Raw genomic sequence first — 24,882 nt, forward strand, 5'->3', positions numbered from 1 at the left:
CCATGGCTGACCAGTCCATCCCGGAGGCCCGTACCCCCGAGGCGCCCCGCGGGGCGCCCGGCGGTCCCGGGCCGCTCGACTCCGAGAACACCACGCGCCAGGGCGTCTCGCGGCGGCGGCTGCTCGGCACCGCCGGTGCCACCGGGCTCGTACTCGGCGCGGCCGGTGGCGCCGCGGGCTACGCCGCCGCGCCCTCCTCGGCCACGCCGCTCACCTCGCTGGGTGACGAGGAGGTGATGTTTCACGGGAAACATCAGCCAGGCATCACCACCCCGATGCAGGCCTGCGGGCATCTCGTCGCGTTCGACCTGGCGGCGGGCGCCGGACGCAGGGAGGCCGCCGCGCTGCTGCGCCGCTGGTCCGAGACAGCCCGGCGGCTGATGGCGGGGAAGCCCGCCGGTACCCGTGACACGGGCGTGGCCCGGGACGCGGGGCCCTCCTCGCTGACCGTCACCTTCGGATTCGGGCACAGCTTCTTCGGCCGGACCGGCCTGGACAAGCAGCGCCCGGTAGCTCTCGACCCGCTGCCCGACTTCTCCTCCGACCACCTCGACAAGAACCGCAGCAACGGCGACCTGTGGGTGCAGATCGGCGCCGACGACGCCCTGGTCGCCTTCCACGCCCTGCGCGCGATCCAGCAGGACGCCGGGTCGGCCGCCCGCGTCCGCTGGCAGATGAACGGCTTCAACCGCTCACCGGGCGCCACCGCCCACCCCATGACGGCCCGCAACCTCATGGGTCAGGTCGACGGCACCCGCAACCCGAAGCCCGCCGACGCCGACTTCGACCAGCGGATCTTCGTCCCCGAGAAGCCCGGGAGGAGCGAGCAGACATGGATGGCGAACGGCTCCTACGCCGTCGTACGCCGCATCCGCATGATCCTCGACGACTGGGAGAAGCTTTCGGTCAAGGCCCAGGAGGACGTCATCGGGCGCCGCAAGTCCGACGGGGCCCCGCTGTCCGGGGGCAGCGAGACGACCGAGATGGACCTGGAGAAGACGGACAAGGCCGGGAACCTGGTCGTCCCGATCAACGCCCACGCCCGCATCACCCGCCCCGACCAGAACGGCGGCGCGGCCATGGTCCGCCGACCCTTCTCCTACCACGACGGCTTCGACGCGGACGGCGTCCCCGACGCGGGACTGCTCTTCATCTGCTGGCAGGCCGATCCGCTGCGCGGCTTCGTACCGGTGCAGCGCAAGCTGGACCGGGGTGACGCGCTTTCGCGTTTCATCCGGCACGAGGCGAGCGGTCTGTTCGCGGTGCCGGGCGGGGCGGCGGAGGGAGAGTACGTGGGACAGCGGCTGCTGGAGGGGTGAAACCGGCGGGGAGCCACCCCGGGGAGCGGGTTGCGCGGGACACGTGAGCCCGGTCTCCCGGGGCCTATTAGGGTGAGGTCATGCCAGCCAGTTACGCGTATCTCGGCCCCGAAGGCACCTTCACCGAAGTCGCTCTGCGCACACTTCCGGAGACGGCGACCCGGGAGCTGGTCCCCTACGTCTCCGTCCAGTCCGCGCTCGACGCGGTCCGCACCGGCGAGGCCGAGGCCGCGTTCGTGCCGATCGAGAACTCCGTGGAGGGCGGCATCACCACCACCCTCGACGAGCTGGTCGCCGGGCAGCCGCTGATGATCTACCGCGAGGTGCTGCTGTCCATCACCTTCGCGCTGCTGGTCCGCCCCGGCACCAAGCTGTCGGACATCAAGACGGTCACCGCCCATCCGGCGGCCCAGCCCCAGGTACGCAACTGGATCAAGGCGCATCTCCCGGACGTCGCCTGGGAGTCGGCCGCCTCCAACGCCGACGGCGCCCGCCTGGTGCAGGAGGGCCGTTACGACGCGGCGTTCGCCGGCGAGTTCGCCGCGGCCCGCTACGGCCTGGAGGTCCTGGAGGCCGACATCCACGACGCGGAGAACGCCCAGACGCGCTTCGTGCTGGTCGGCCGGCCCGCCCGGCCCGCGGCACCGACCGGCGCGGACAAGACGTCCGTCGTGCTCTGGCAGCGCGACGACCACCCCGGCGGCCTGCGCGACCTGCTGGGCGAGTTCGCCACCCGGGGCGTCAACCTGATGCTGCTGCAATCCCGGCCCACCGGTGCCGGCATCGGCAACTACTGCTTCTGCATCGACGCCGAGGGGCACATCTCCGACCGCCGGGTGGCCGATGCCCTGATGGGCCTGAAGCGGACCTGTCTCCAGGTGCGCTACCTCGGGTCGTACCCGCGGGCGGAGGTCGAGCCGGCGGACGTGGACGCGCTGCGGCCGGGCACCTCCGACGAGGAGTTCGCAGCGGCGGCGGACTGGGTGGCGCGCTGCCAGGACGGCCGTTTCTGACGGCCGGAACCGGCCAGTCCTACCTGCTGATTTTCGTTGTCCACAGGAGCACTCCGAGTTATCCACAGGTCCGCTTCTCGACCTGGGGACAAGTCGACAACGAAGTGGTACTCAGTCGACAAATCCCTCTACAGCCCCCACTTCGCCCACAGGCGCCCGGGTCACCCTTCGTCCACCTGTTTCTCGCCCGCCATCCTCCAGAGTGACACCGGGTGTCCTGTTTCCACTCGAAAGTGGGGGCGTGAAGGGTTTGGGCGGGTCATCTCGGGAATCGGGAATGATCATTCTCGCGAGTCCACAGATCTTTCGCACAGCCTGTGGATAACTTTTCCGGACTGGGGATTCCTGTGGACAGACGGGCGCGCGGGAGGTCCCAAGTCCCGTTCTCCACAAGGAAATCCGGTCAACCCTCCACTCGTCGGCCGCCTCGTTCCGGGGAATAGGGCGCCTTTCATTGACACGCGCGAACCACGCGCTTACATGAAGCACATATGCGGCAATTCCCGCAGAACGGAACGTGAGACCCGCGTTCGGCAATAGTGAGTCGAGACCCGTGACCGCACACCGGTAGCCTTGACCGCGTGATTGACCTTCGCCTGCTCCGTGAGGACCCCGACCGTGTGCGCGCGTCGCAGCGCGCCCGTGGAGAGGATGTCGCGCTCGTCGACTCCCTCCTGTCCGCCGACGAACGGCGCAGGTCGTCCGGCGTCCGCTTCGACGAGCTGCGCAACGAGCAGAAGGGCCTCGGCAAGCTCATCGGGAAGGCCACCGGAGACGAGAAGGCCGAGCTGCTGAAGCGCGCGAGCCAGCTCGCCGCCGACGTCAAGGCCGCCGACGCCGAGCGCGACGCGGCCGACGCCGAGACCCAGGAACTGCTCCAGCGGCTCGGCAACCTCGTCCACCCCGACGTGCCCGTCGGCGGCGAGGAGGACTTCGTCACGCTGGAGACGCACGGCACGCACCGCGACTTCGCGGCCGAGGGCTTCGAGCCCAGGGACCACCTGGAGCTGGGCCAGCTGCTCGGCGCCATCGACGTCGAGCGCGGCGCCAAGGTCTCCGGCTCGCGTTTCTACTTCCTGACCGGCGTCGGCGCGCTCCTGGAACTCGCCCTGGTCAACGCGGCGATCGCCCAGGCCACGGCGGCCGGCTTCACCCCGATGCTGACCCCGGCGCTGGTGCGCCCGCAGTCCATGGCCGGCACCGGCTTCCTCGGCCAGGCCGCCCAGGACGTCTACCACCTCGACAAGGACGACCTGTACCTGGTGGGCACGTCCGAGGTGCCGCTCGCCGCGTACCACATGGACGAGATCCTCGACGCCGACCGCCTGCCGCTGCGCTACGCCGGCTTCTCGCCCTGCTTCCGCCGCGAGGCGGGCTCGCACGGCAAGGACACCAAGGGCATCTTCCGGGTGCACCAGTTCGACAAGGTCGAGATGTTCTCCTACGTCCTCCCCGAGGACTCGCAGGCCGAGCACCAGCGCCTGCTGGAGTGGGAGAAGCAGTGGCTGACGTCGCTGGAGCTGCCGTTCCGGGTCATCGACGTCGCCTCGGCCGACCTGGGTTCCTCGGCCGCGCGCAAGTACGACTGCGAGGCGTGGATCCCGACCCAGGGCAAGTACCGCGAGCTGACCTCGACCTCGGACTGCACCGAGTTCCAGTCGCGCCGGCTGTCGATCCGGGTCCGTGAGGACAAGAAGGTGCGCCCTCTGGCGACGCTCAACGGCACGCTGTGCGCCGTACCGCGCACGATCGTGGCGATCCTGGAGAACCACCAGCAGGCCGACGGTTCGGTGCGCGTGCCCGAGGTGCTGCGCCCGTACCTGGGCGGCCGGGAGGTCCTGGAGCCGGTGGCCAAGTGACTGACACCGGCTCCACCACGGGTCCCGACACCGGTTCGGCCGGGGGTTTCCCGTACCGGCTGATCGCGACCGATCTCGACGGCACGCTGCTGCGCGGTGACGACACGATCTCGCGACGCACCCGCGACGCGCTCACCGCGGCCACCGCGGCGGGCGCGGCCCACATCGTGGTCACCGGCCGCGCGGTCCCGTGGACCCGGCACATCCTCGACGACCTCGGGTACGACGGGCTGGCCGTCTGCGGTCAGGGCGGTCAGGTCTACCACGCCGGGGAGCACCGGCTGCTGACCTCGGTCACGCTGGACCGTCAGCTGGCCGGGGTGGCACTGGCCAAGATCGAGGCGGAGACCGGCCCGCTGTACCTGGCCGCGAGCCGTGACGGCCTGGACGGCGACGTCCTGGTCGGCCCGGGCTACGCGGTCGGGGGCGACCTGCCCGCGGTGCCGTTCACCGACGCCTCGGACCTGTGGTCGGCGCCGCTGAACAAGATCTACATCCAGCATCCGACCCTGTCGGACGACGAGTTGGCCGAGGCTGCCCGGCGCACCGCGGGCGGCTTCGTCACGGTGACCATGGCGGGCGCGGGCGTCGTCGAGCTGCTCCCCCTCGGTCTGTCCAAGGCCACCGGGCTGTCGCTGGCGGCGCGCCGGCTGGGCCTGAAGGCCGCGGACACGATCGCGTTCGGCGACATGCCCAACGACGTCCCGATGTTCGGCTGGGCCGCCCGGGGTGTGGCGATGGCCAACGCCCACGAGGAGCTGAAGGCGGTGGCCGACGAGGTGACGTCCTCGAACGACGAGGACGGTATCGCGGTGGTGCTGGAGCGGCTGGCGGCCTGACCCGGGCCCCGAGACCCGGGTCTGTGAGACCAGGTCTCACCCCAGGTCTGTGAGACCAAGTCTCTGAGACCAGGGTCTCCGGCCGCACGGTCCGGACGGCGCCGGCGTCCCCGTCGGTCGGCCCACGCGAGGCGTCTCGCGTGCTCGAAGCGGCCGCCCGATTCGCCGACGCCGTCCGGCCTCGTGCATGCACCACAGTGCCGGTACGGAAAGCCGGGCGCCACCGATTAAAAGCGGACGTACGCCGCCTTATCGTCGGCGCCACCTGCGCCGGCGGCCCTTGCTGAAGAACCATCCGGCGGGCGGCTCGTCGGAACGCCACGGCTGCGGCTCCGGTTTCTCACGGCGCCAGCGGGCGGCGAGCATCCGGGCGCGGGCCGACGGCTCGGAGGTACCGGCGTCGCGTACGAACTCCTCGTCCAGGACGAGGCCGTCCCAGGTGTCGTCACCGGCGCCGTCCGTGATGCCGGTCCCGGTGTCGTCACCGGCGCCGTCCTCCGGCTGTCCGCGGCCGTCCTGCTGAGGTGCCTGGCCCGCCATCCCGGTTCCTCCCAGCCCTGGGTCCCCCGTGTCTCCCCCGTACGTCCCTCGGTCCAGTGTGCCCGGGCCGGGGTGAAGGCCCCGTCAGGACCGGGGCCCGGTCACTCCTCACCGGCGAGCTTCAGCGTCCGCAGCTTCTGGCCCGCGTACCAGGTCGCGAGCACGGTGACCCCGGCCAGCAGAACCGTCGCGGTCGGCAGACCGACGTCGGAGGTCACCAGGTTCCCGTCGGCGACCTTCTGGGCCACCGCCAGCGACCACTGCTGGACGCTCAGGGTCCGGGCGCCGGGCACCAGGGAGCCGAACAGGGCCTCCCAGACGAGGGCGTAGACGAGCCCGAAGACCACCGCGTGCCGGGACACCGTGCCCAGCAGCAGGAACAGCGCGGCGTAGGCGATGGAGGCGACCAGCGCGGCGATGGTGTAGGCGACGGCGACCTGCTGGCCGTTGCCGTTGAGGATCAGGCCGGCGAGCAGGGTGGGCACGGCGGAGAAGACCATCGTCACGGCGATGGCGACGATCAGCTTGGTGAAGATGATCGTCGGCCGCTTGATCGGCTTGGACAGCAGGTACACCACCGAGCCGTCGTCGATCTCCGGGCCGATGGCTCCGGTACCGGCGATGACACCGATGATCGGCACCATGGTGGCGAGGGCGAATCCGCCCAGCACGTCCGCCGCCGTCTGGTCGTCGGCGCCGGCGAGTGCGCGCACCGCCACGGCGATGACGAGCAGCAGCAGGGGCAACGCGCCCAGGATGAGGGCCCGGCGGCGGCCGAGCAGGGCTCGGTAGGTGAGCCTGGCGACTGTGGGGTCGTACATTCTTCGGCCTCCTACGCCGCGACGAGATACGAGAAGACGGACTCGAGGGACTCGTCGGACGGCGAGACCGTGAGCAGCCGGATGCCGTGGTCACGGGCGACCTTCGGCAGCAGGGCCGTGAACCGGCCGAAGTCGACGGCCTGGACACGCAGCGCGCCCTCGGCGAGGTCGACCTCGATGCCGGACGTCGACGGATCGGCGATCAGCGCCGCCGCGAGCGCCCGGTCGTCGCTGGAACGCACCAGGTAGCGGTGCGGCCGGTCGGTCATCAGGCGGCGGATCTTGCGGAAGTCGCCGCTGGCCGCGTGCCGTCCGGCGACGATGACCTCGATGTGCCAGGCGAGCTGTTCGACCTCTTCGAGGATGTGCGAGGAGAACAGCACCGTGCGGCCCTCGTCGCCCATGCGGCGCAGCAGGTCCATCAGCTGCATGCGCTGGCGCGGGTCCATGCCGTTGAAGGGCTCGTCCAGCAGCAGCAGCGAGGGGTTGTGGACGAGGGCGCTCGCCATCTTCACGCGCTGCCGCATGCCCTTGGAGTACGTGGCGATCTTCCGGTCCTGCGCGTACTCCATCTGGACCGTGGCGAGCGCTTCGTGGGCCGCCTTGGCACCGAGACCGTGCAGTTCGGCGTTGGCGAGGACGAACTCGCGGCCGGTGAGGAAGTCGTACATCGCCTCACGTTCGGGGACGATGCCGATGTGCTTGTAGACGGTCTCGTTGCGCCAGGTCGGCTGTCCGTCGAGGGTGACGCTGCCGGTGGAGGGGGCGAGGAAGCCGCCCATCATGTTGATCAGGGTGGACTTTCCCGCGCCGTTGGGGCCGAGGAGGCCGGTGACGCCGGGGCCGATCGTCATGGTGATGTCGTTGACGGCGACCACGTTGCCGAACCAGCGGGAGACGTGGTCGATGTTCAGCGTGGTCACAGTCCCACCTTCTGGTAGCGGCGCATCAGCAGGCCGTAGGCGCCGGCGATCAGGCCCAGGGTGACGAGGACGTAGACCGCGCCCTCGCCGTTGCTCGGGCCGACCCCGCCGGGGAAGGCCGAGGTGGCGCCCAGGAAGGCCGACGACACTCCGTCGATGAGGGTGATCGGCGAGAACAGTCCGATCCAGGCGACGGACCCGGAGCTGCCCTGGACGTCCGCGATGGCCTGGAGCGTGGAGACCGCGCCGTAGGTGATGGTCAGGACGGCGATGACGGCCGCGATACCGAAGCCGCGGCGCGGGGTGACCGACGCGACCACCAGGCCGAGGCCGGCGAAGAGCAGCGAGAGCAGTGCCACGGAGACGAGTCCCTGTGCGAACCCCTTGGTCTGGTCCGCGAAGTCGAGTTTGGCGAGCAGCGCGCCCACGTAGAGCACCAGCAGGGGGGCGGCGGTGAGGACGAACAGGGCCGAGGCCAGCGACGCGTACTTGGCGCGGACGTAGTCGGCGGTCTCGATCGGCCGCGAGAAGTACAGCGGCACGGTCTTGAAGCGCAGGTCGCGCGAGACGGACTGGGGAGCCTGCGAGGCGACGTAGAGGCTGATGACGGCCTGCAGGACGATCGCGTAGCGCGTGTAGTCCAGGGGCAGGTCGTTCGCCTTGGTGGCGACGGCGACGGCGACCATGATGGCCGCGGGCAGGCACATCACCACGAAGAGCAGCATCGGCAGCACCTTGGACTTGGCCGAGCGGCCGAGGCCGTAGGCGCCGCGCAGGGACTGCGAGTACAGCGAGCGGCGGGCGTAGGCGCGGCCGAGGCGAGGGCCGTCGTAGCTGCGGTAGCCGATGTTGTGGATGCGGGTCTGGTCTCCCGGGACCGTGGCTGTGGGCTGTTCAGCTGCCATGGCCGACCGCCTCCTTCCGTTCTGCGTCGCTGTCCTGGAAGACCTCCGAGATGTGGTGCCGGCGCTGCTCCATGCGCACCAGGCCGAGGCCGAGGTCGGCGATGACGTCTCTGACCAGGTCGTAGGTCTCTTCGCCCGCCGCGGTGAGCAGCAGGACGTGGCCGGCGCCGGGCAGGCCGCTGCCGTCCTGGACGGCCACCCCGCGCGCGTCGAGCGCGTCGCGCACCACGCGGGTGCCGTCGGGGTGCTCGTCGGTGTCGGTGACCTCGATCGCGAGGGTCGTCGTGGTCTGGGTGAAGTCCGTGGTGGAGCTGGAGCGCAGCAGCTTGCCGCCGTCCACGACGACGACGTGGTCGCAGGTGCGTTCCAGTTCGCCCAGCAGGTGCGAGGTGACCAGGACGGAGATGCCGAAGTCGGTGTGGATGCGGCGGATGAGGCCGAGCATCTCGTCGCGGCCGACCGGGTCGAGGCCGTTGGTGGGCTCGTCGAGGAAGACCAGCTGGGGGTCGTGGACGAGGGCCTGCGCGAGCTTCACGCGCTGCTTCATGCCGGTCGAGTAGCCGCCGATCGGCCGGTAGCGCTCCTCGTACAGACCGACGTGGCGCAGGGTGTCGGCCGTGCGTTCGCGGGCGGCGGTGGGTGGCAGGCCGGACATGCGTGCCATGTGGACGACGAACTCGGTGGCCGAGACGTCGGGCGGCAGGCAGTCGTGTTCCGGCATGTAGCCGACTCGCTCGCGGATGTCGGCGCCCTTGGTGGCGACATCGAGTCCGAGCACTTCGGCCCGGCCCTCGGTGGCGGGAGACAGACCCAGCAGGATCTTGATCAGGGTGGACTTGCCGGCGCCGTTGGCACCGACGAGTCCGGTCACACCGGGTCCGACGTCCACGGAGAGCCGGTCGAGCGCGGTCACCCGGGGATACCGCTTGCTCAGGCTTTCGGTCGCGATCACAGTCACATCCACGACAGTAGTGACGCGCGCCACTGAGGTCGTCAGACCGGAGAGCCGTCTTGGAGTCAGACTCGAGTAGTACGGGCCCGTAGGGGATGCCGTGCCTGAGAGCTACGGAACGGTCTTCCGGGGCCGTGCGCCCCGCCCTTCGTCCCGCACTATTGACGCGAGGTCTAACAGCTGGGAGATTCGGCGACGTCACGTTACGCGCGAGTAGCTAGGTCGGCACGGACCGCGCCCGGCTCGTGGGCGGGTGGACGGACCGACGGGTGGGACGGGGTGGCATGACGACGGCAGTGACATCGGACCTGGGTGCGGAATTCCGCACGGAGCTGCGGGGATTCCGGCAGGTGCAGCGCCTCGCCTACGAGTGCGCCGAGGCCGTGGCGGCCCGGCTGGAGCCGGGGGTGACCGAGCGGGAGGCGGCCCGCATGCAGCGCGAGTGGCTGCGGGAGCGGGGCGTGCGGGACTGGTTCCACCTGCCCTTCGCCTGGTTCGGCGACCGCACGGCTTTCACGGACTTCCGCGTTCCGCTGCAGTTCTTTCCGACTGGGCGTCGGCTGGAGCCGGGCATGCCGTTCATTCTGGACATGGCCCCGGTGCACGGGGGTTTCACCGCCGACATCGGCTACTCCGGCTCGCTCGGCCCCGATCCCGTGCAGCAGCGGCTGATGGCCGACCTGGAGGCGCACCGCGAGCTGATCCTGCGCGAGGTGCGCGAACGCCGCCCGCTGCGGGAGATCTACGAGGACGTGGACCGGCTCATGGTCCGCCAGGGCTACGCCAACCGGCACCGCGCCTACCCCTTCGGCGTGATCGCCCACAAGGTGGACCGGGTACGGGAACGACGCCTGTCCCCACGCCTGTTCGGCTTCGGCACGCAGTCGCTCAAGGGCCTGGCGAGCGACGCGCTGCACGGCCACCGCGAGGGCTGGTCCCCGCTGTGGTCGCCGTACCGCTTCTCCGACCACCCGCCCCGGCCGGGGCTGTGGGCGGTCGAACCCCACCTCGGTTTCCGGGGCACCGGCGCGAAGTTCGAGGAGATCCTGGTCGTCACCGACTCCGCGGATCCCGAGCAGAGTGCCTTCTGGCTGGACGACGATCTGCCGCACGTGCGGCGCTGGGCGGAGGAGAAATGACGGTGCTGGACGGTGCGCGGGAGCGCTGGGTGCGCACGGGCGGGGTCGAGCTGTGCGTGGCCGAACTGGGCGACCCGCACCAGCCCACGGTCGTCCTGGTGCACGGCTACCCGGACAGCAAGGAGGTCTGGTCCGAGGTCGCCGCCCGCCTCGCCGACCGCTTCCACGTGGTCCTCTACGACGTCCGGGGCCACGGCCGGTCCACCGCGCCGAGCCCGCTGCGCGGCGGGTTCACGCTGGAGAAGCTGACGGACGACTTCCTGGCCGTGGCGGACGCCGTCAGTCCGGGCCGGCCCGTGCACCTGGTGGGCCACGACTGGGGCTCGGTGCAGTCCTGGGAGTTCGTCACGGTCAAGCGCACCGAGGGCCGCATCGCCTCCTTCACCTCGATGTCCGGTCCGTCGCTCGACCACTTCGGCCACTGGATCAACAGGCGTCTGAGGCGCCCCACCCCGCGCCGGGTCGGCCAGCTCCTCGGCCAGGGCGCGAAGTCCTGGTACGTCTACCTGCTGCACACGCCCGTACTGCCCGAACTGGCCTGGCGCGGCCCCCTGGGGAAGCGCTGGCCGGGCATCCTGCGACGCGTCGAGAAGGTGCCCGGCGGCGACTACCCCACCCCGTCCCTGCCGTCGGACGCGGCGCACGGGGCGTGGCTGTACCGGGACAACGTCCGGCCCCGGCTGCGCCGCCCGCGCGACGACGCCTACGCGCACGCGCCCGTGCAGCTCATCACGCCCCTCGGCGACGCGTTCCTGTCGGAGCGGCTCTACGACGAACTGGAACTGTGGGCACCGCGGCTGACCCGCCGCACGCTGCCCGCCAAGCACTGGGCGCCGCGCACCCGTCCGGACCGGCTGGCGGACTGGATCACGGAGTTCGTCACCGCCGTCGACGGCGGACGGCCCGAGGCCGCGGCGAGCGGGAAGTACGCCGACCGCTTCGGCGGGCAGCTGGTGCTGGTCACCGGCGCGGGCAACGGCATCGGGCGGGCCACTGCGTTCGCCTTCGCCGAGGCCGGCGCCCGCGTGGTGGCCGTCGACCGGGACGCCGAGGCCGCCGCCCGCACCGCGGAGCTGTCCCGGCTGATCGGTGCGCCCGCGGCCTGGGCGGAGACCGTCGACGTCTCCGACGAGCAGGCCATGGAGAAGCTGGCGGACAAGGTCGCCGCCGAGTACGGCGTGGTGGACGTCCTGGTGAACAACGCCGGGATCGGCATGTCGGGCTCCTTCTTCGACACCACGCCGGAGGACTGGAAGAAGGTCCTCGACGTCAATCTGTGGGGCGTGATCCACGGCTGCCGCCTCTTCGGCAGGCAGATGGCCGAGCGCGGGCAGGGCGGCCACATCGTCAACACCGCGTCGGCGGCGGCCTTCCAGCCCTCCAGGGCGCTGCCCGCCTACAGCACCTCCAAGGCGGCGGTGCTGATGCTGAGCGAGTGTCTGCGCGCCGAGCTGGCCGGGCAGGAAATCGGCGTCACGGCGGTCTGCCCCGGCCTCGTCAACACCAACATCACCTCCACGGCGCACTTCGCGGGGGTCGACGCCGACGAGGAGAAGCGACGGCAGCGGCGTACGGCGCGGTTGTACGGGCTGCGCAACTACCCGCCGGAGAAGGTGGCCGACGCCGTCCTGGAGGCGGTCGTGCGCAACAGGGCCGTGGTCCCGGTGACGCCGGAGGCGCGTGGCGCCCATCTCATGTCCCGGTTCGTTCCGGGGGCGTTGAGGCGCCTCGCGCGTGTGAAGCCGCCACTGTAGTTTCCACAGGACGCCTCAACCAGCCTGTGGATAACCGCACTTGGCTGTGGATCAAACATCGGCCGCAAAATCGATCGCGTGACGCGTGTCTCTCTCGGCACGCTGATTCCATGCAACAGGAACACATGGACGACAGGCGCACCGTGAAGGTGTCCAAGTATCTGTCGAAGCATCTGCGCCACCAGCCGGAGAGAATCGGGCTCGCACTCGACGAGGCCGGCTGGGTCGAGATCGACACGCTGATCGCCGCAGCCGCGGCGCACGGCTTCCGCTTCACCCGCGAGGAACTCGACCACGTGGTCGCCACCAACGACAAGCGGCGCTTCGCGATCGAGGGCACCCGTATCCGCGCCAGCCAGGGCCACACCATCGACGTGGTCCTCGCACTGCCCGCGGCGGCCCCGCCACCGTACCTCTACCACGGAACCGTGGCCCGGCACCTGGACGCGATCCGCGCCGAGGGGCTGAGGCCGATGAACCGGCACGACGTCCACCTCTCGCCGGACCGCGAGACCGCGACCCGGGTCGGTGCCCGCCGCGGCCGGCCGGTCGTGCTGTCGGTGGACGCCGCCGCCATGCTCCGCGACGGCCATGTCTTCCACGTCAGCGCCAACGGGGTCTGGCTGACGAAGAACGTGCCACCGCGGTACTTGCGCTTTCCCGCTCGGCACTGATCCCACATGATCGGTGGCATGGAGCAGTTGCCCACCACCCAAGCCGCCGTCACCGCTCTCCGCGCCATCGCAGCGGAGTACGCGCTGGAGATCGAGGTCACCGACGACATCGGCGCCGACCAGACCGCCCGCCGCAGCGCCGCGGGCGTGGGAGTGACCACCGACGCCGACGGCTCCCTCCCCCATGAGGCCTTCGTCGAGTTCGGCGGAGTGCCACGGGTGAGCGTCCGGCTCTTTCCCGAGGGCGACGCACTGATCACCGTCGAGAACGTGGAGTGCCCGGACATCCCGCGCGACGACGTCCCCGCCTTCCTGCGCTCCGTCTTCGGCGGTCTCGCCTTCGTCAGGGGCCGCCGCTTTCCGCCCGGCTACCGCCTGATCGTGCCGCTGCCGGGTGATCGCACGCACAAGGAGTTCGTGCCGATGCTCCTCCTCACCCCGTGGCTGAGCAGTCGCGTACGGTGACCCCGCTGGCTGTTTCACGTGAAACCCGGGTCGGCCGCATAGGCTCGGAGGCATGAGTCTGCGTCTGAGCACCGTCATCCTCCCGTACCGCCGCTGGCACGAAGGCGGCCGTTCGACCTGGACGCGTGCCGAGCAGCTCGGTTTTCACACCGCTTACACCTACGACCATCTGTCCTGGCGGAGCTTCCGGGACGGCCCGTGGTTCGGTGCCGTGCCGACGCTCACCGCTGCCGCGGCCGTCACCGAGCGGCTTCGCCTGGGCACCCTGGTGACCTCCCCGAACTTCCGGCACCCGGTGACGCTCGCCAAAGAGCTGATCTCCCTCGACGACATCTCCGGCGGCCGGGTCACGCTCGGCATAGGAGCGGGCGGCACGGGCTTCGACGCCACCGCGCTCGGCCAGGAGCCGTGGACCCCCCGAGAGCGGGCCGACCGACTCGCCGAGTTCCTCCCACTGCTCGACCGGCTGCTGACCGAGGACGCCGTGTCGTACGAGGGCGACTTCTACTCGGCGCACGAGGCGCGCAACATCCCGGGATGCGTGCAGCGTCCCCGGCTGCCGTTCGCGGTGGCCGCGACCGGTCCGCGCGGGCTGGGGCTCGCCGCGCGGTACGGACAGGCATGGGTGACCACCGGCGACCCGAAGCTGTACGAGAACGGCACTCCTGCGCAGTCGGACCGGGCACTGCGGGAGCAGAGCGACAAGCTGGCCGACGCCTGCGCCGTGATCGGCCGCGAGGTGAGTGAGCTGGACAGGGTCCTGCTCACCGGCTTCACACCCGACCGCAGTCGGCCGCTGGAGTCCGTGGACGCGTTCGTGGACTTCGCGGGCCGGCACCGCGATCTGGGCTTCACCGAACTCGTCGTCCACTGGCCGATCCCCGACTCGGACTTCACGGCGGACGAGAAGATCTTCGAGCGGATCGCCATGGAGGCCCCGGCGCAGCTGAAGGAGTGAGAGCCGTAGCTCACAGATGTGCGGACTCGCGCACGGTCGTGCAGGCATATGCGTGACAATGACCCGGTGACCTCAGCGACCCGACAGCCCGAGCCCCCGGCCGCCGCCACCCGCCCGCGGCTCATCGCCACCGACCTCGACGGCACACTGCTGCGCGACGACAAGTCGGTCTCACCGCGCACGGTCGCCGCGCTGGCCGCCGCCGAGAAGGCGGGCATCGAGGTCTTCTTCGTCACCGGCCGCCCCGCCCGCTGGATGGACGTCGTCAGTGCCCACGTCCACGGTCACGGCCTCGCCATCTGCGGCAACGGCGCCGCCGTGGTCGACCTGCACGGCGGCCCCGGCGCCCACCGGTTCGTGAAGGTCCGGGAGCTGGCCCGGGACAACGCGCTGGACGCCGTACGGCTGCTGCGCGAGGCGGCGCCCGGCACGGTGTACGCGGTCGAGCAGACGTACGGCTTCCACCAGGAGCCGGCGTATCCGAAGATGCACATGGAGGTCCCCGACGACCTCCTGCCCGCCGAGGAGATCCTGGCGCCGGGCGGTCGCGCCGCCGCCGAGCCGGTCCTCAAGATCCTCGCCTTCCACCCCGAGCTGGACCCCGACGGCTTCCTCACGCTGGCCCGCCTCGCCATCGGCGACCGCGCCAACGTCACCCGGTCCAGCCCCAGCGCCCTGCTGGAGATCAGCGGGCCGGAGGTCTCCAAGGCCAGCACGCTCGCCCTGTGCTGCGCCGAGCGCGGCATCTCGCACGAGGAGGTCGTCGCCTTCGGTGACATGCCGAACGACGTGGAGATGCTCACCTGGGCGGGGCGGTCGTACGCCATGGGCAACGCGCACCCGGACGTGATCGCCGCCGCGTCGGGGCGGACGGTGGCCAACAACGACGACGGGGTGGCGGTCGTGATCGAGCGGATGCTGACGGACCTGCCCTAGCGGCCGGTCCCGCAGCCGCCGGTCCGGCGGCGCGTGCGGTCCGGCAGGGCGCGAGTCCCGCAAGGCGCCGAGCCCCGCAGGGCGCGAGCCCCGCAGGCGCCGAGTCCCGCCCAGCGCCCGGCCCCGTCAGAGCGGCACACCACGTTGCGACAGCCACGGCACCGGGTCCAGCCCCGAGCCCAACTCCGGGGTGACCCGTACCTCGAAGTGCAGGTGCGGTCCGGTGGAGTTGCCGGTGCTGCCCGACTGCCCGACCCACTGGCCGGGCCGGACCCGGTCGCCCTGGTCGACGGCGACAGCGGCGAGATGGGCGTACTGCGTGTAGTAGCCGCCCGCGTGCTGGACCACGACCTGGATGCCGAAGGCGCCGCCGCACGACACCCTCACCACCCGGCCCGTGCCGACCGACCGCACCGGTGTACCGACCGGCACCGCGAAGTCCTGGCCGGTGTGCCGGTTCGCCCACCGGCTCCCGCCGCTGCCGAAGGACGCCGACAGCTCGTACGTCTCCACCGGGGCCACCCAGGACCGGCTGGAGCGCCCGCCCGGCTGGTCGAGGCGGACCGCGCCGGGACACGAACCGGCCGCGACAGAGGCGTCCGCCTGCCCCTCCAGCCGCGACCGCGCCGCCTCCAGCTTGGCCTCGATCTTCTTCTTCAGCTCCGCGAGACCGGCGTTGCGCTCCTCCAACGCCTGCCAGGCCGCCTGTGCCTCGGCCTCGTCGGCGGCGAGGCGGGCCTCGGCCCGCAGGCTCTTGCCGATGGCGTTGTTGACAGCCAGATCCGCGCGTGAAAGCGCTCGCTGGCCACGCATCAGTTCGTCGGGGTCCTCCGCGAGGATCATCTGCGCGGTGAGCGGGAGCCCGCCGCCGCTGCGGTACTGGGCGCGGGCGATCCGGCCCAGGTCTTCGTGCATGGCGTCGATCTTCTGCCGCTGCCGGTCGAGCCGCTTCTCGTACTCGAGGACCTTCGACCGTTGCGCCTCGGCCTCGCGACGCCCCTCCTCGTACTGCTGGGTGGCCCTGCCCGCGTCCTCGTACAACCGCGCCACCTGCGCGCCGAGAGCGGAGTCGGAGCCGCCGTCCTCGTCCGTGGCGTCGGTGGGGCGGGCCGCGAGCACGGCGAGCGCGCACAGCAACACCGGTACGAGCAGCGGATGGCGGCGGGGTGAGCGCATGTCAGCGATCGTGGACCGAACGGGGGCGCGCGGTCTTGTTCACGTCGTACGAGTGGGGGACCGATTGCTGCACTCGGCTCAGTGCGGGTGCTGCACATGGGGCAACACGGCGTCACCGGCCCTCAGTACGGTGCCTCCCACAGCACCGTCGTGCCGGCGCCGTCCGCACCGATGCCCGGCCTGAGCCGACTGGCGCCGCCGACGGTCTCGGCTCGCCGCTCGAGGTTGTGCAAGCCGCTGCGCCGACCGCCCTCGGGGATGCCGACGCCGTCGTCCGCGACGGTCAGCCGCACGCCCCGCCGACCGTCCGCCAGAGTCGCCGTCGCGTCGACGACCACTTCGATCCGGGTGGCGTGGGCGTGCCGGAAGGCGTTGGACAGGGTCTCGCGCAGCGCGGCGATCAGGTTCTTGCCGGTCAGCTCGCCGACGGCGGCGTCCACCGGGCCGACGAAGCGGTGCGAGGGCGTGAAACCGAGCGGGACCGCGGCCATGGTGATCTCGCGCAGTACACGGGTGCGCAGCCCCGCGGGGGCCTCGGCCGGCTGCCGCAGCGCGAAGATCGCCGAGCGGATCTCCTGGATGGTGACGTCGAGTTCGTCGACGGCCCCGCCCACCCCGTCGCGCACCTCGGGGACGACCGACCTGCGCTGCGCGCTCTCCAGCATCATCCCCGTGGCGAACAGCCGCTGGATGACGAGGTCGTGCAGGTCCCGGGCGATGCGGTCGCGGTCCTCGTACACCGCGAGCCGCTCCCGGTCGCGCTGGGCGTCGGCCATCATCAGCGCCAGCGCGGCCTGCGAGGCGAACCGGTCGCCGAGTGCGCGTTCCGCCCGGGTGAACGGACGGTCCCCCCGGGCGCGGGGCATGACGAGGCTCCCGAGGACCCGCCCGTCCCGGCACAGGGGCAGCAGCATGACCGGTCCGTAGGCGCGCACCGGCCCGGCCTCCAGGCGCGGGTCGGTGGCGGCGTCGTCCACGAACAGGGCTCGCCCTGCGAGCAGTTCGGCGACGATGCCGCTGTCCGGCGGGATGACCCTGCCCAGGCCGTTCGAGGGATGCTCCGCTGCCACAGCCGCGATCTCCAGGCCACCCCCGTCGGCCGGCAGCAGCACGATGCCGGCGGCCGCTCCGGAGAGCCGACGGGCCTGCTCGGCGACGACCTGGAGGGCGTCGTCGATGTCGCCGCCGGACAGCAGCGCGGTGGTCACGGCGACCGACCCGTCGATCCAGCGCTCCCGCTGCCGGGCGGCCTCGTACAGACGCGCGTTGCCGATGGCGATACCGGCCTCCGTGGCCAGGACGCGGACCATGGCGAGGTCGTAGTCGTTGAACGGCTCACCCGCGTGTTTGTCCGTCAGGTAGAGGTTGCCGAAGATCTCACCCTGTACGCGGATGGGGACGCCGAGGAAGCTGCGCATCGGCGGGTGGTGCTCGGGGAAACCGCACGAGCGCGGGTCCTCGCTCAGATCCGTGAGCCGGACCGGCTCCGGGTCGCGGATGAGGGCGCCCAACAGGCCTTTGCGGCCGTCGGGCAGGTGGCCGATGCGTCGGACGGTCGCCTCGTCGACACCGTGGTGCACGAAGTCGGCGAGGCCGTCGCCGTCCTCGCCCACGACGCCGATGGCCGCGTACCGGGCGTTCGCCAGGTCGGCCGCCGTCTCGCAGATCCGGTTCAGCGTGGAGTGCAGCTCCAGTCCACTGCCGACGGACCGCATCGCGTCCAGCAGTTTCGGTACCCGTGCCAGGAGCTCGGCCGATACCCCCTCGCGGTGCGGCGGGGGGCCGGGAGACGGTGCTGGGGGCATGACCCGAGCCTAATGAGACCCTTTTGTTCAGGAAAGTCGGATTCACTGAGAATTTCGTCGGGCCTCGGCCCGGGTCTGCCGGTCACTGGGCTCCCACCAGCAGCTCCGACGCGGCCTCCCGCTCCGCCATCGCCCGCAGCGGCCCCGGCACCGCGGCCAGCTCCGCGTACGTGCCCCGCTGCGCGACCCGGCCCTCGCCCAGGACGATCACCTCGTCCACGGCCTCCAGACCCGCCAGCCTGTGTGTGATCAGCAGGGTGGTCCGGCCCTCGGTGGCGGCCAGCAGATCGCCGGTGAGCGCGTCGGCGGTCGGCAGGTCGAGGTGCTCCGCGGGCTCGTCGAGTACGAGGACGGGGAAGTCGGCGAGCAGCGCCCGGGCGAGTGCCAGCCGCTGCCGCTGCCCGCCGGACAACCGTGCCCCGTGTTCACCGACCAGCGTGTCCAGGCCGTCGGGCAGGCTGTCGGCCCACTCCAGCAGCCGGGCCCGCGCCAGCGCGTCGCGCAGCTCGCCCTCGGTGGCGTCCTTCCTGGCCAGAAGCAGGTTCTCGCGCACCGAGCTGTCGAAGAGGTGCGCGTCCTGGGCGCACAGCCCGACGAGGCGCCGTACGTCGTCACCGGCCAGGGCGTAGGCGTCCACGCCGGCCAGCGTGTAGGAGCCCGCGTCCGCGTCGAGGAACCGCAGCAGCACCTGGGCCAGCGTCGTCTTGCCGGACCCGGAGGGACCGACCACGGCGATACGCCGGCCCTCAGCCAGAGTCAGGTCCAGCCCCGCCAGGGCCTCCCGGTCCTGCCCGGCGTGGCGCGCGGCCAGCCCCTTCAGCACGACGGGGAACGGCGACGCGGGTGCCTGCCGGGGCGCCTCCGGCTCCCGTACGGGCTCGGGGGCGTCGAGCACCTCGTACACCCGCTCGGCGCTCCTGCGCACGCGCTGCCGGTACTGCACGGCCAACGGCAGCCCGAGTACGGCCTCGAAGGCGGCCAGCGGAGTGAGCACGACGACGGCCATGGCCACTCCGGCGAGCCGGCCGTCGGCGACCGCCTGGATCCCGGCGAGGGCGGCCCCGGCTACGGTCAGGCCGGAGATCAGCGCGGTGAGTCCGTCACCCAGCGCGGTGGCGGTGGCGGCACGCGAGGCGATCCGGGTGAGCGTGCCGTCGGCCCGGCGCGCCTCGGCGGCCCGCCCGGGCAGAGCGCCGGCGACGGTCAGCTCGGCGGTGCCGGTGAGCAGATCGGTCACCCTGGTGGCGAGCACGCCTCGGGCGGGGGCGAGCCTGCGCTCGGCCCGCCGTGCCACCGCGCCGGTGACCAGCGGGACCCCGACTCCGGCCGCCAGCAGACCGACCGCGAGCACGACGCCGGCCTCCGGCAGCAGCCAGGCCGTGAAGCCGACCGACGCGGCGGAGACGACGACTGCGGACGCGGCGGGCAGCAGCCACCGCAGCCAGTAGTCCTGCAGGGCGTCGACGTCGGCGACGAGCCGGGACAGCAGGTCGCCCCGGCGGCTGCGGCGAAGCCCCGCGGGTGCCAGCCGCTCGAGACGCCGGTACACGGCGACCCGGGTGTCGGCCAGCATCCGCAGCACGGCGTCGTGGGACACGAGCCGCTCGGCGTAGCGGAACACGGCCCGCCCGATTCCGAAGGCGCGCGTCGCCGTCACGGCCACCATCAGATACAGCACCGGCGGCTGCTCGGAGGCCCGCGAGATGAGGTAGCCGGAAGTGGCCATCAGACCGACGGCGCTGCCGAGCGCCAGGCTGCTGAGCAGCAGCGCGAGGACGAGCCGTCCGCGCCGGGCGCCGGACATCGCCCGCACCCGGGCGAGGACGCCTCCTCCGGCGCGCGTCGAGGAAGCCGGGTCCTCAAGGGAGGCTGGAGCAGCGGCTCCAACAGCCTCGTCGAGGGGGCGGGCAGCGGGCGCCACGGAAGTACCGTCGACCGCGGGGACGGGCGTCGGCTCCTCCAGTCGCACCACCCGGTCGGCCACCTCCAGCAGCGCCGGGCGGTGCACCACCAGCAGTACCGTCCGTCCCTCCGCCAGCCTTCGCACGGCGGCCACGACCTCCGCCTCGGTGGCCCCGTCCAGGGCGGCCGTCGGCTCGTCGAGCAGCAGTACCGGCCGGTCCGCGAGGAAGGCCCGGGCCAGTGCCAGCCGCTGCCGCTGCCCGGCGGACAGCCCGGCGCCGTCCTCCCCGAGCACGGTCCCCATCCCCTCGGGCAGCGCGTCCACGAACTCCAGCGCGCCCGCGTCCCGCAGCGCTCGCCGTACGGCGGTGTCGTCGGCGTCGGGCCGGGCCAGCCGTACGTTCTCGGCGATGGTGCCGGCGTACAGGTGCGGGTGCTGAGGCACCCAGGCGACGCGGGCGTGCCACTGCGCCAGGTCGAGGGAGGCGAGGTCGGCTCCCCCGATGCGGACTCGTCCGCCGGCCGGATGCACGAACCCGAGGAGGGCGTTGAGGAGCGTCGACTTGCCCGCCCCGCTCGGTCCGACGAGCGCGACCGTCTCCCCGGGCTCGACGGTGAGGCTCACGTCCGTCACGGCGGCCGCGGCGCGTCCGGGATACCGGACGGTCACGCCCTCGAAGGACAGGGCACCGTCCGCCGGCAGGGGTCCGGCCCCCGAGGCTGGTACGGGCCGCTCCAGCACCTCGAAGATCTCCTCGGCGGCGGCAAGTCCCTCCGCCGCCGCGTGGTACTGCGCCCCCACCTGCCGCAGCGGCAGATAGGCCTCGGGCGCCAGCACGAGTACCACCAGGCCGTCGTACAGGGCCATGTCGCCGTGGACGAGCCGCATGCCGATGGTGACGGCGACGAGTGCCACGGAGAGCGTGGCGAGCAGTTCCAGCGCGAAGGACGACAGGAAGGCGATCCGCAGCGTCCGCATGGTCGCCTGCCGGTATTCGCCGGTGATGCGTTTGATCGATTCGGCCTGTGCCTTGGCCCGCCCGAAGACCTTCAGCGTCGGTAGCCCGGCGACCACGTCCAGGAAGTGTCCGGAGAGCCGGGACAGGAGCCGCCACTGCCGGCCCATCCGGGACTGCGTGGCCCAGCCGATCAGCACCATGAAGATCGGGATGAGAGGCAGGGTGCCGACGATGATGGCCGCCGAGACCCAGTCCTCGGTGACGATGCGGGCCAGCACCGCCACGGGTACGACCACCGCGAGACCCAACTGGGGCAGATAGCGCGAGAAATAGTCGTCGAGGGCGTCGACTCCACGGGTGGCCAGCGCCACCAGCGACCCCGTCCGCTGCCCGCTCAGCCAGCCGGGACCGAGCGTCGTGGCCCGTTCCAGCAGCCGGGACCGCAGCTCCGACTTCACTGCCGCGCTCGCCCGGTGCGCGGCCAGCTCGGTGAGCCAGCCGACCAGCGCACGGCCGCAGGCGACAGCCACCAACAGCAGCAGGGGAGTACGGAGTTCGCTGGTTGCCATGCCGTGCTGGAAGGCGCCCACCACCACCTCGGCGATGAGCATCGCCTGCGCGACGAGCAACCCGGCCCCGACGGCGCCCAGGACGACGACCGCCGTCAGGAAGAACCGGGTGGCGCGGGCGTACCGCATAAGACGTGGATCGATGGGTTTCACGTGAAACATGCCCTCCCGTCCAGAGGATGTGTTTCACGTGAAACGAGCCGCGTGAAACACGCCCTGCCGGACTCAGTGCGCGGGGTCGGCGATGTGCTGGGTGCCGATCCGCTTGCGGAACACCCAGTACGTCCAGCCCTGGTAGAGCAGGACGACCGGCGTGGCGACCGCGGCCAGCCAAGTCATGATCTTCAGGGTGTACGGGCTGGACGAAGCGTTGGTGACAGTGAGGCTCCAGTCCGCGTTGAGCGTGGACGGCATGACGTTCGGGAAGAGCGTCAGGAAGAGCATCGCCACGGCGGCCACGATGGTGACGCCGGACAGCGCGAACGACCAGCCCTCACGACCGGCTTGGTTGGCCATCAGGGCGACGACCAGGGCGGCGACGGCCACCACGAGGGCCACCAGGCTCTTGCCGTCCCCGCTGTCGACCTGCGTCCAGACCAGGAAAGCCAGAGCCAGCACGGCCGTGACAAGGCCGACGCGCAGCGCGAGGGTCCGCGCCCTTTCGCGGATCTCACCGACGGTCTTGAGCGCCGTGAACACCGTCCCGTGGAATGTGAACAGCGTCAGCGTGACCAGGCCACCGAGGAGGGCGTACGGATTGAGCAGGTCCCAGACGGAACCGACGTACTCCAGGTCCCGGTCGATCTTCACACCGTGGACGATGTTGCCGAAGGCCACGCCCCACAGGAACGCCGGGATCAGCGAGGTCCAGAAGATCGCGGTCTCCCAGTTGCGCTGCCAGCGCTCCTCCGGCCGCTTCACCCGGTATTCGAAGGCGACACCCCGGACGATCAGGCAGACCAGGATGACGAGCAGCGGCAGGTAGAAGCCGGAGAAGAGAGTGGCGTACCACTCGGGGAAGGCGGCGAAGGTCGCACCGCCGGCCGTGAGCAGCCACACCTCGTTGCCGTCCCACACGGGCCCGATGGTGTTGATCAGAACCCGCTTCTCGGCCCGGTTCCGGGCGAGCAGCTTGGTGAGCACGCCGACCCCGAAGTCGAAGCCCTCCAGGAAGAAGTAGCCCGTCCACAGGACGGCGATCAGAACGAACCAGACGTCGTGCAGTTCCATGACTGTGCAGCTCCCTCGGCCTAGTACGAGAAGGCCATCGGCTTGTCGGCGTCACGGAGGTCGCCGCCGATCTTCGTGGGCGGGTTGAGGTCGGCCTCGGTGAGCTCGGGCGGGCCCGCCTTGACGTACTTGGCGAGCAACCGGACCTCGATGACGGCGAGGATGGCGTAGAGCGTGGTGAAGACGACCATCGAGGTGATGACCTCCGCCTGGGACACACCGGGGGAGACCGCGTCCCGGGTCTGCATCACGCCGTAGACGACCCAGGGCTGCCGGCCCATCTCGGTGAAGATCCAGCCCCACGAGTTGGCGATCAGCGGGAACGCCATCGTCCAGAGGGCGAGGAGCCAGTACAGGCGGGTGAGTCTGGTGCCCAGCGGCTTGCGCAGCAGTACCAGGTGCGGCACCTCGTCCTCCCCGGTCCGCAGCGCGGCCGGCAGCAGGAACTTCTTCCGCGTCAGCCACAGGCCCAGCAGGCCGAGGGAGAAGGAGGCCATGCCGAAACCGATCATCCACCGGAAGCCCCAGTAGGCGACGGGGACGATGGGCTTGTAGTCACCGGGGCCGAACTTCTCCTGCAGCGCCTTGTTGGTGTCGTTGATGCCCGGCACGTACGAGTCGAAGTCGCTGTGAGCGAGGAAGGACAGCAGTCCGGGGATCTCCAGGGCGACCTTGTTGTGGCCCTTGTCGACGTCCCCGTAGGCGAAGACGGAGAACGGCGCCGGTTCCTCGCCGTCCCACAGGGCCTCGGCAGCGGCCATCTTCATCGGCTGCTGCTCGTACATGACCTTGCCGAGGGTGTCGCCGCTGACCGCGGTGAGCACGCCACCGACCGCGAGGGTGACCAGGCCGAGCCGGAGCGACGTCCGCATCACCGGGATGTGCTTCTTGCGCATCAGGTGGAAGGCGGCGATGCCGACCATGAAGGCGCCGCCCGTCAGGAAGGCCGCCGAGAAGCTGTGGAAGACCTGGTTGAGCGTGGTGTTCTGGGTCAGGACGGCCCAGAAGTCGGTCAGCTCGGCGCGGCCCTTCTCCTCGTTGATGCGGTAGCCGACGGGGTGCTGCATCCAGGAGTTGGCCGCGAGGATGAAGTACGCCGACAGCAGGGTGCCGATCGAGACCATCCAGATGCACGCCAGGTGGACCTTCTTGGGCAGCTTGTCCCAGCCGAAGATCCACAGGCCGATGAAGGTGGACTCGAAGAAGAACGCGATCAGCGCCTCGAAGGCGAGCGGTGCACCGAAGACATCGCCGACGAAGCGGGAGTAGTCGGACCAGTTCATGCCGAACTGGAACTCCTGCACGATGCCGGTGACGACACCCATGGCGATGTTGATCAGGAAGAGCTTGCCCCAGAACTTGGTCGCTCTGAGGTACTTCTCCTTCTCCGTGCGGACCCAGGCGGTCTGCAGTCCGGCCGTAAGGGCGGCCAGCGAGATCGTCAGCGGGACGAACAGGAAGTGGTAGACGGTCGTGATGCCGAACTGCCATCGCGCCAGCGTCTCCGGCGCCAGAGCCAAGTCCACGTCGTCAGTCTCCTTACATCGCCACATCGCCGTGGTCAGCGGCGTTTTGAGCGTGTATGTCACACCTATCTTGGGCGCAACCGGGACACGCTTGTGAACGCGTTCACATTCACAAGCAATTATGACGTACAGCTTTTCGACACCGGAAGGGGGGTCCCCTGTGACGTCAACCCCTTGGCAAGAACTTCAACATCTTGTTGAATCCGCCGCATGAAGATACGGATCTCATGGCCTGCGGGTCACCTCACCGCAGCGCTCGACGACACCCCGACCACGCAGGCGCTCCTCAAGGCCGTGCCGTTCACTGCCTCCGCCCACACATGGGGCGAGGAGGTGTACTTCGACACGGGTGTGTCGGTTTCACGTGAAACGGACGCCCGGGAGGTCGTGGAACCGGGCACGGTCGCCTTCTGGACCGACGGCGACGCTCTGGCGCTGCCGTACGGGCCCACGCCGATCTCGCGAGGCGACGAATGCCGCCTCGCGAGTCCCTGCAACGTCCTGGGTCGTCTCGACGGCGACCCGCGCCTGCTGGCGACGGTGCGCGACGGCGACCCGATACGCGTCGAACGCGTCGACGCGTAGAACCACTACAGCGATCTTCCACCTCTTCAGCGG

Annotated in this window: 21 protein-coding genes; 11 read left to right on the top strand and 10 right to left on the bottom strand. The window is 71.0% G+C overall.

Annotated elements, in window-relative coordinates; all coding sequences use genetic code 11:
- The first annotated feature begins 2 nt into the window (after window positions 1-2).
- The 4 genes from efeB (at window position 3) to ACFW48_RS14005 (ending at window position 5,030) form a co-directional block, all read left to right on the top strand.
- Window positions 3-1,319, top strand: a complete 1,317-nt coding sequence (efeB, locus tag ACFW48_RS13990) for an iron uptake transporter deferrochelatase/peroxidase subunit (protein ID WP_386314078.1) — start codon at window positions 3-5, stop codon at window positions 1,317-1,319.
- Between the two features lie 80 nt (window positions 1,320-1,399).
- Window positions 1,400-2,332, top strand: coding sequence for a prephenate dehydratase (gene pheA, locus ACFW48_RS13995; RefSeq protein WP_386314080.1), 933 nt, complete (start codon window positions 1,400-1,402; stop codon window positions 2,330-2,332).
- A gap of 581 nt (window positions 2,333-2,913) precedes the next feature.
- Complete coding sequence (gene serS, locus ACFW48_RS14000; protein WP_386314082.1) at window positions 2,914-4,191, top strand: serine--tRNA ligase; 1,278 nt, start codon at window positions 2,914-2,916, stop codon at window positions 4,189-4,191.
- Window positions 4,188-5,030: an HAD family hydrolase gene (locus ACFW48_RS14005; RefSeq protein WP_386314084.1), complete on the top strand. Its 843-nt coding sequence runs from the start codon at window positions 4,188-4,190 to the stop codon at window positions 5,028-5,030. Before serS ends, ACFW48_RS14005 begins: the two co-directional genes overlap by 4 nt.
- A gap of 249 nt (window positions 5,031-5,279) precedes the next feature.
- Here ACFW48_RS14005 and ACFW48_RS14010 read toward each other — a convergent pair whose 3' ends face one another.
- From ACFW48_RS14010 to ACFW48_RS14030, 5 genes are all read right to left on the bottom strand, one after another.
- Window positions 5,280-5,570, bottom strand: a complete 291-nt coding sequence (locus ACFW48_RS14010) for a hypothetical protein (RefSeq protein WP_386314087.1) — start codon at window positions 5,568-5,570, stop codon at window positions 5,280-5,282.
- 101 nt (window positions 5,571-5,671) lie between these two features.
- A complete protein-coding gene (locus ACFW48_RS14015; protein WP_121747941.1) occupies window positions 5,672-6,391 on the bottom strand; it encodes an ABC transporter permease in 720 nt (239 codons plus the stop codon).
- An 11-nt stretch (window positions 6,392-6,402) separates the two neighbouring features.
- Window positions 6,403-7,314 (bottom strand): ABC transporter ATP-binding protein, encoded by a 912-nt coding sequence (locus ACFW48_RS14020; RefSeq protein ID WP_386314091.1) that lies wholly within the window; start codon window positions 7,312-7,314, stop codon window positions 6,403-6,405.
- Complete coding sequence (locus ACFW48_RS14025) at window positions 7,311-8,219, bottom strand: ABC transporter permease (RefSeq protein WP_386314093.1); 909 nt, start codon at window positions 8,217-8,219, stop codon at window positions 7,311-7,313. The genes ACFW48_RS14020 and ACFW48_RS14025 overlap by 4 nt, the downstream gene beginning before the upstream one ends.
- Window positions 8,209-9,171 (bottom strand): ABC transporter ATP-binding protein, encoded by a 963-nt coding sequence (locus ACFW48_RS14030; protein ID WP_386314879.1) that lies wholly within the window; start codon window positions 9,169-9,171, stop codon window positions 8,209-8,211. The genes ACFW48_RS14025 and ACFW48_RS14030 overlap by 11 nt, the downstream gene beginning before the upstream one ends.
- Before the next feature lie 284 nt (window positions 9,172-9,455).
- Between ACFW48_RS14030 and ACFW48_RS14035 the strand changes: the two genes are divergently transcribed.
- The 6 genes from ACFW48_RS14035 to ACFW48_RS14060 all read left to right on the top strand — a co-directional run bounded on the left by ACFW48_RS14035 (window position 9,456) and on the right by ACFW48_RS14060 (window position 15,097).
- Window positions 9,456-10,310, top strand: a complete 855-nt coding sequence (locus ACFW48_RS14035; RefSeq protein WP_386314095.1) for a M24 family metallopeptidase — start codon at window positions 9,456-9,458, stop codon at window positions 10,308-10,310.
- Window positions 10,307-12,064 (top strand): SDR family oxidoreductase, encoded by a 1,758-nt coding sequence (locus ACFW48_RS14040; protein WP_386314097.1) that lies wholly within the window; start codon window positions 10,307-10,309, stop codon window positions 12,062-12,064. Before ACFW48_RS14035 ends, ACFW48_RS14040 begins: the two co-directional genes overlap by 4 nt.
- A gap of 125 nt (window positions 12,065-12,189) precedes the next feature.
- Window positions 12,190-12,738 carry an RNA 2'-phosphotransferase gene (locus ACFW48_RS14045; protein WP_386314882.1) on the top strand — a complete coding sequence of 183 codons (549 nt, stop codon included), beginning with the start codon at window positions 12,190-12,192 and terminating at the stop codon, window positions 12,736-12,738.
- Window positions 12,739-12,744: 6 nt separating this feature from the next.
- A complete protein-coding gene (locus tag ACFW48_RS14050) occupies window positions 12,745-13,203 on the top strand; it encodes a hypothetical protein (RefSeq protein WP_386314099.1) in 459 nt (152 codons plus the stop codon).
- 52 nt (window positions 13,204-13,255) lie between these two features.
- Window positions 13,256-14,161 (top strand): LLM class flavin-dependent oxidoreductase, encoded by a 906-nt coding sequence (locus ACFW48_RS14055; protein WP_386314101.1) that lies wholly within the window; start codon window positions 13,256-13,258, stop codon window positions 14,159-14,161.
- Between the two features lie 48 nt (window positions 14,162-14,209).
- Window positions 14,210-15,097 (top strand): HAD family hydrolase, encoded by an 888-nt coding sequence (locus ACFW48_RS14060; RefSeq protein ID WP_386314103.1) that lies wholly within the window; start codon window positions 14,210-14,212, stop codon window positions 15,095-15,097.
- Between the two features lie 126 nt (window positions 15,098-15,223).
- On the opposite strand, the gene ACFW48_RS14065 is transcribed toward ACFW48_RS14060, so the two are convergent.
- The 5 genes from ACFW48_RS14065 to ACFW48_RS14085 form a co-directional block, all read right to left on the bottom strand.
- On the bottom strand, window positions 15,224-16,273 hold the full coding sequence (locus tag ACFW48_RS14065) for a peptidoglycan DD-metalloendopeptidase family protein (protein WP_386314105.1): 1,050 nt from the start codon (window positions 16,271-16,273) through the stop codon (window positions 15,224-15,226).
- Between the two features lie 122 nt (window positions 16,274-16,395).
- Complete coding sequence (locus ACFW48_RS14070) at window positions 16,396-18,078, bottom strand: GAF domain-containing sensor histidine kinase (protein ID WP_386314108.1); 1,683 nt, start codon at window positions 18,076-18,078, stop codon at window positions 16,396-16,398.
- Between the two features lie 82 nt (window positions 18,079-18,160).
- Window positions 18,161-21,661, bottom strand: coding sequence for a thiol reductant ABC exporter subunit CydD (gene cydD, locus ACFW48_RS14075; protein WP_386314885.1), 3,501 nt, complete (start codon window positions 21,659-21,661; stop codon window positions 18,161-18,163).
- Window positions 21,662-21,733: 72 nt separating this feature from the next.
- On the bottom strand, window positions 21,734-22,738 hold the full coding sequence (gene cydB, locus ACFW48_RS14080; protein WP_386314110.1) for a cytochrome d ubiquinol oxidase subunit II: 1,005 nt from the start codon (window positions 22,736-22,738) through the stop codon (window positions 21,734-21,736).
- A gap of 20 nt (window positions 22,739-22,758) precedes the next feature.
- Complete coding sequence (locus tag ACFW48_RS14085; RefSeq protein ID WP_386314112.1) at window positions 22,759-24,264, bottom strand: cytochrome ubiquinol oxidase subunit I; 1,506 nt, start codon at window positions 24,262-24,264, stop codon at window positions 22,759-22,761.
- A 210-nt stretch (window positions 24,265-24,474) separates the two neighbouring features.
- Between ACFW48_RS14085 and ACFW48_RS14090 the strand changes: the two genes are divergently transcribed.
- On the top strand, window positions 24,475-24,849 hold the full coding sequence (locus ACFW48_RS14090) for a cyclophilin-like fold protein (RefSeq protein ID WP_386314115.1): 375 nt from the start codon (window positions 24,475-24,477) through the stop codon (window positions 24,847-24,849).
- Window positions 24,850-24,882 lie beyond the last annotated feature (33 nt).

This window comes from Streptomyces sp. NPDC058812 (assembly GCF_042744565.1).
Classification (GTDB): Bacteria; Actinomycetota; Actinomycetes; order Streptomycetales; family Streptomycetaceae; genus Streptomyces; species Streptomyces thinghirensis.

Bases quoted from the DNA above. Each gene is read 5' to 3' on its own strand.
- efeB (WP_386314078.1), top strand. From the start codon at position 3: ATGGCTGACCAGTCCATCCCGGAGGCCCGTACCCCCGAGGCGCCCCGC.
- pheA (WP_386314080.1), top strand. From the start codon at position 1,400: ATGCCAGCCAGTTACGCGTATCTCGGCCCCGAAGGCACCTTCACCGAA.
- ACFW48_RS14010 (WP_386314087.1), bottom strand. From the start codon at position 5,570: ATGGCGGGCCAGGCACCTCAGCAGGACGGCCGCGGACAGCCGGAGGAC.
- ACFW48_RS14015 (WP_121747941.1), bottom strand. From the start codon at position 6,391: ATGTACGACCCCACAGTCGCCAGGCTCACCTACCGAGCCCTGCTCGGC.
- ACFW48_RS14025 (WP_386314093.1), bottom strand. From the start codon at position 8,219: ATGGCAGCTGAACAGCCCACAGCCACGGTCCCGGGAGACCAGACCCGC.
- ACFW48_RS14035 (WP_386314095.1), top strand. From the start codon at position 9,456: ATGACGACGGCAGTGACATCGGACCTGGGTGCGGAATTCCGCACGGAG.
- ACFW48_RS14040 (WP_386314097.1), top strand. From the start codon at position 10,307: ATGACGGTGCTGGACGGTGCGCGGGAGCGCTGGGTGCGCACGGGCGGG.
- ACFW48_RS14045 (WP_386314882.1), top strand. From the start codon at position 12,190: ATGGACGACAGGCGCACCGTGAAGGTGTCCAAGTATCTGTCGAAGCAT.
- ACFW48_RS14050 (WP_386314099.1), top strand. From the start codon at position 12,745: ATGATCGGTGGCATGGAGCAGTTGCCCACCACCCAAGCCGCCGTCACC.
- ACFW48_RS14055 (WP_386314101.1), top strand. From the start codon at position 13,256: ATGAGTCTGCGTCTGAGCACCGTCATCCTCCCGTACCGCCGCTGGCAC.
- ACFW48_RS14060 (WP_386314103.1), top strand. From the start codon at position 14,210: ATGCGTGACAATGACCCGGTGACCTCAGCGACCCGACAGCCCGAGCCC.
- ACFW48_RS14065 (WP_386314105.1), bottom strand. From the start codon at position 16,273: ATGCGCTCACCCCGCCGCCATCCGCTGCTCGTACCGGTGTTGCTGTGC.
- ACFW48_RS14070 (WP_386314108.1), bottom strand. From the start codon at position 18,078: ATGCCCCCAGCACCGTCTCCCGGCCCCCCGCCGCACCGCGAGGGGGTA.
- cydB (WP_386314110.1), bottom strand. From the start codon at position 22,738: ATGGAACTGCACGACGTCTGGTTCGTTCTGATCGCCGTCCTGTGGACG.
- ACFW48_RS14090 (WP_386314115.1), top strand. From the start codon at position 24,475: ATGAAGATACGGATCTCATGGCCTGCGGGTCACCTCACCGCAGCGCTC.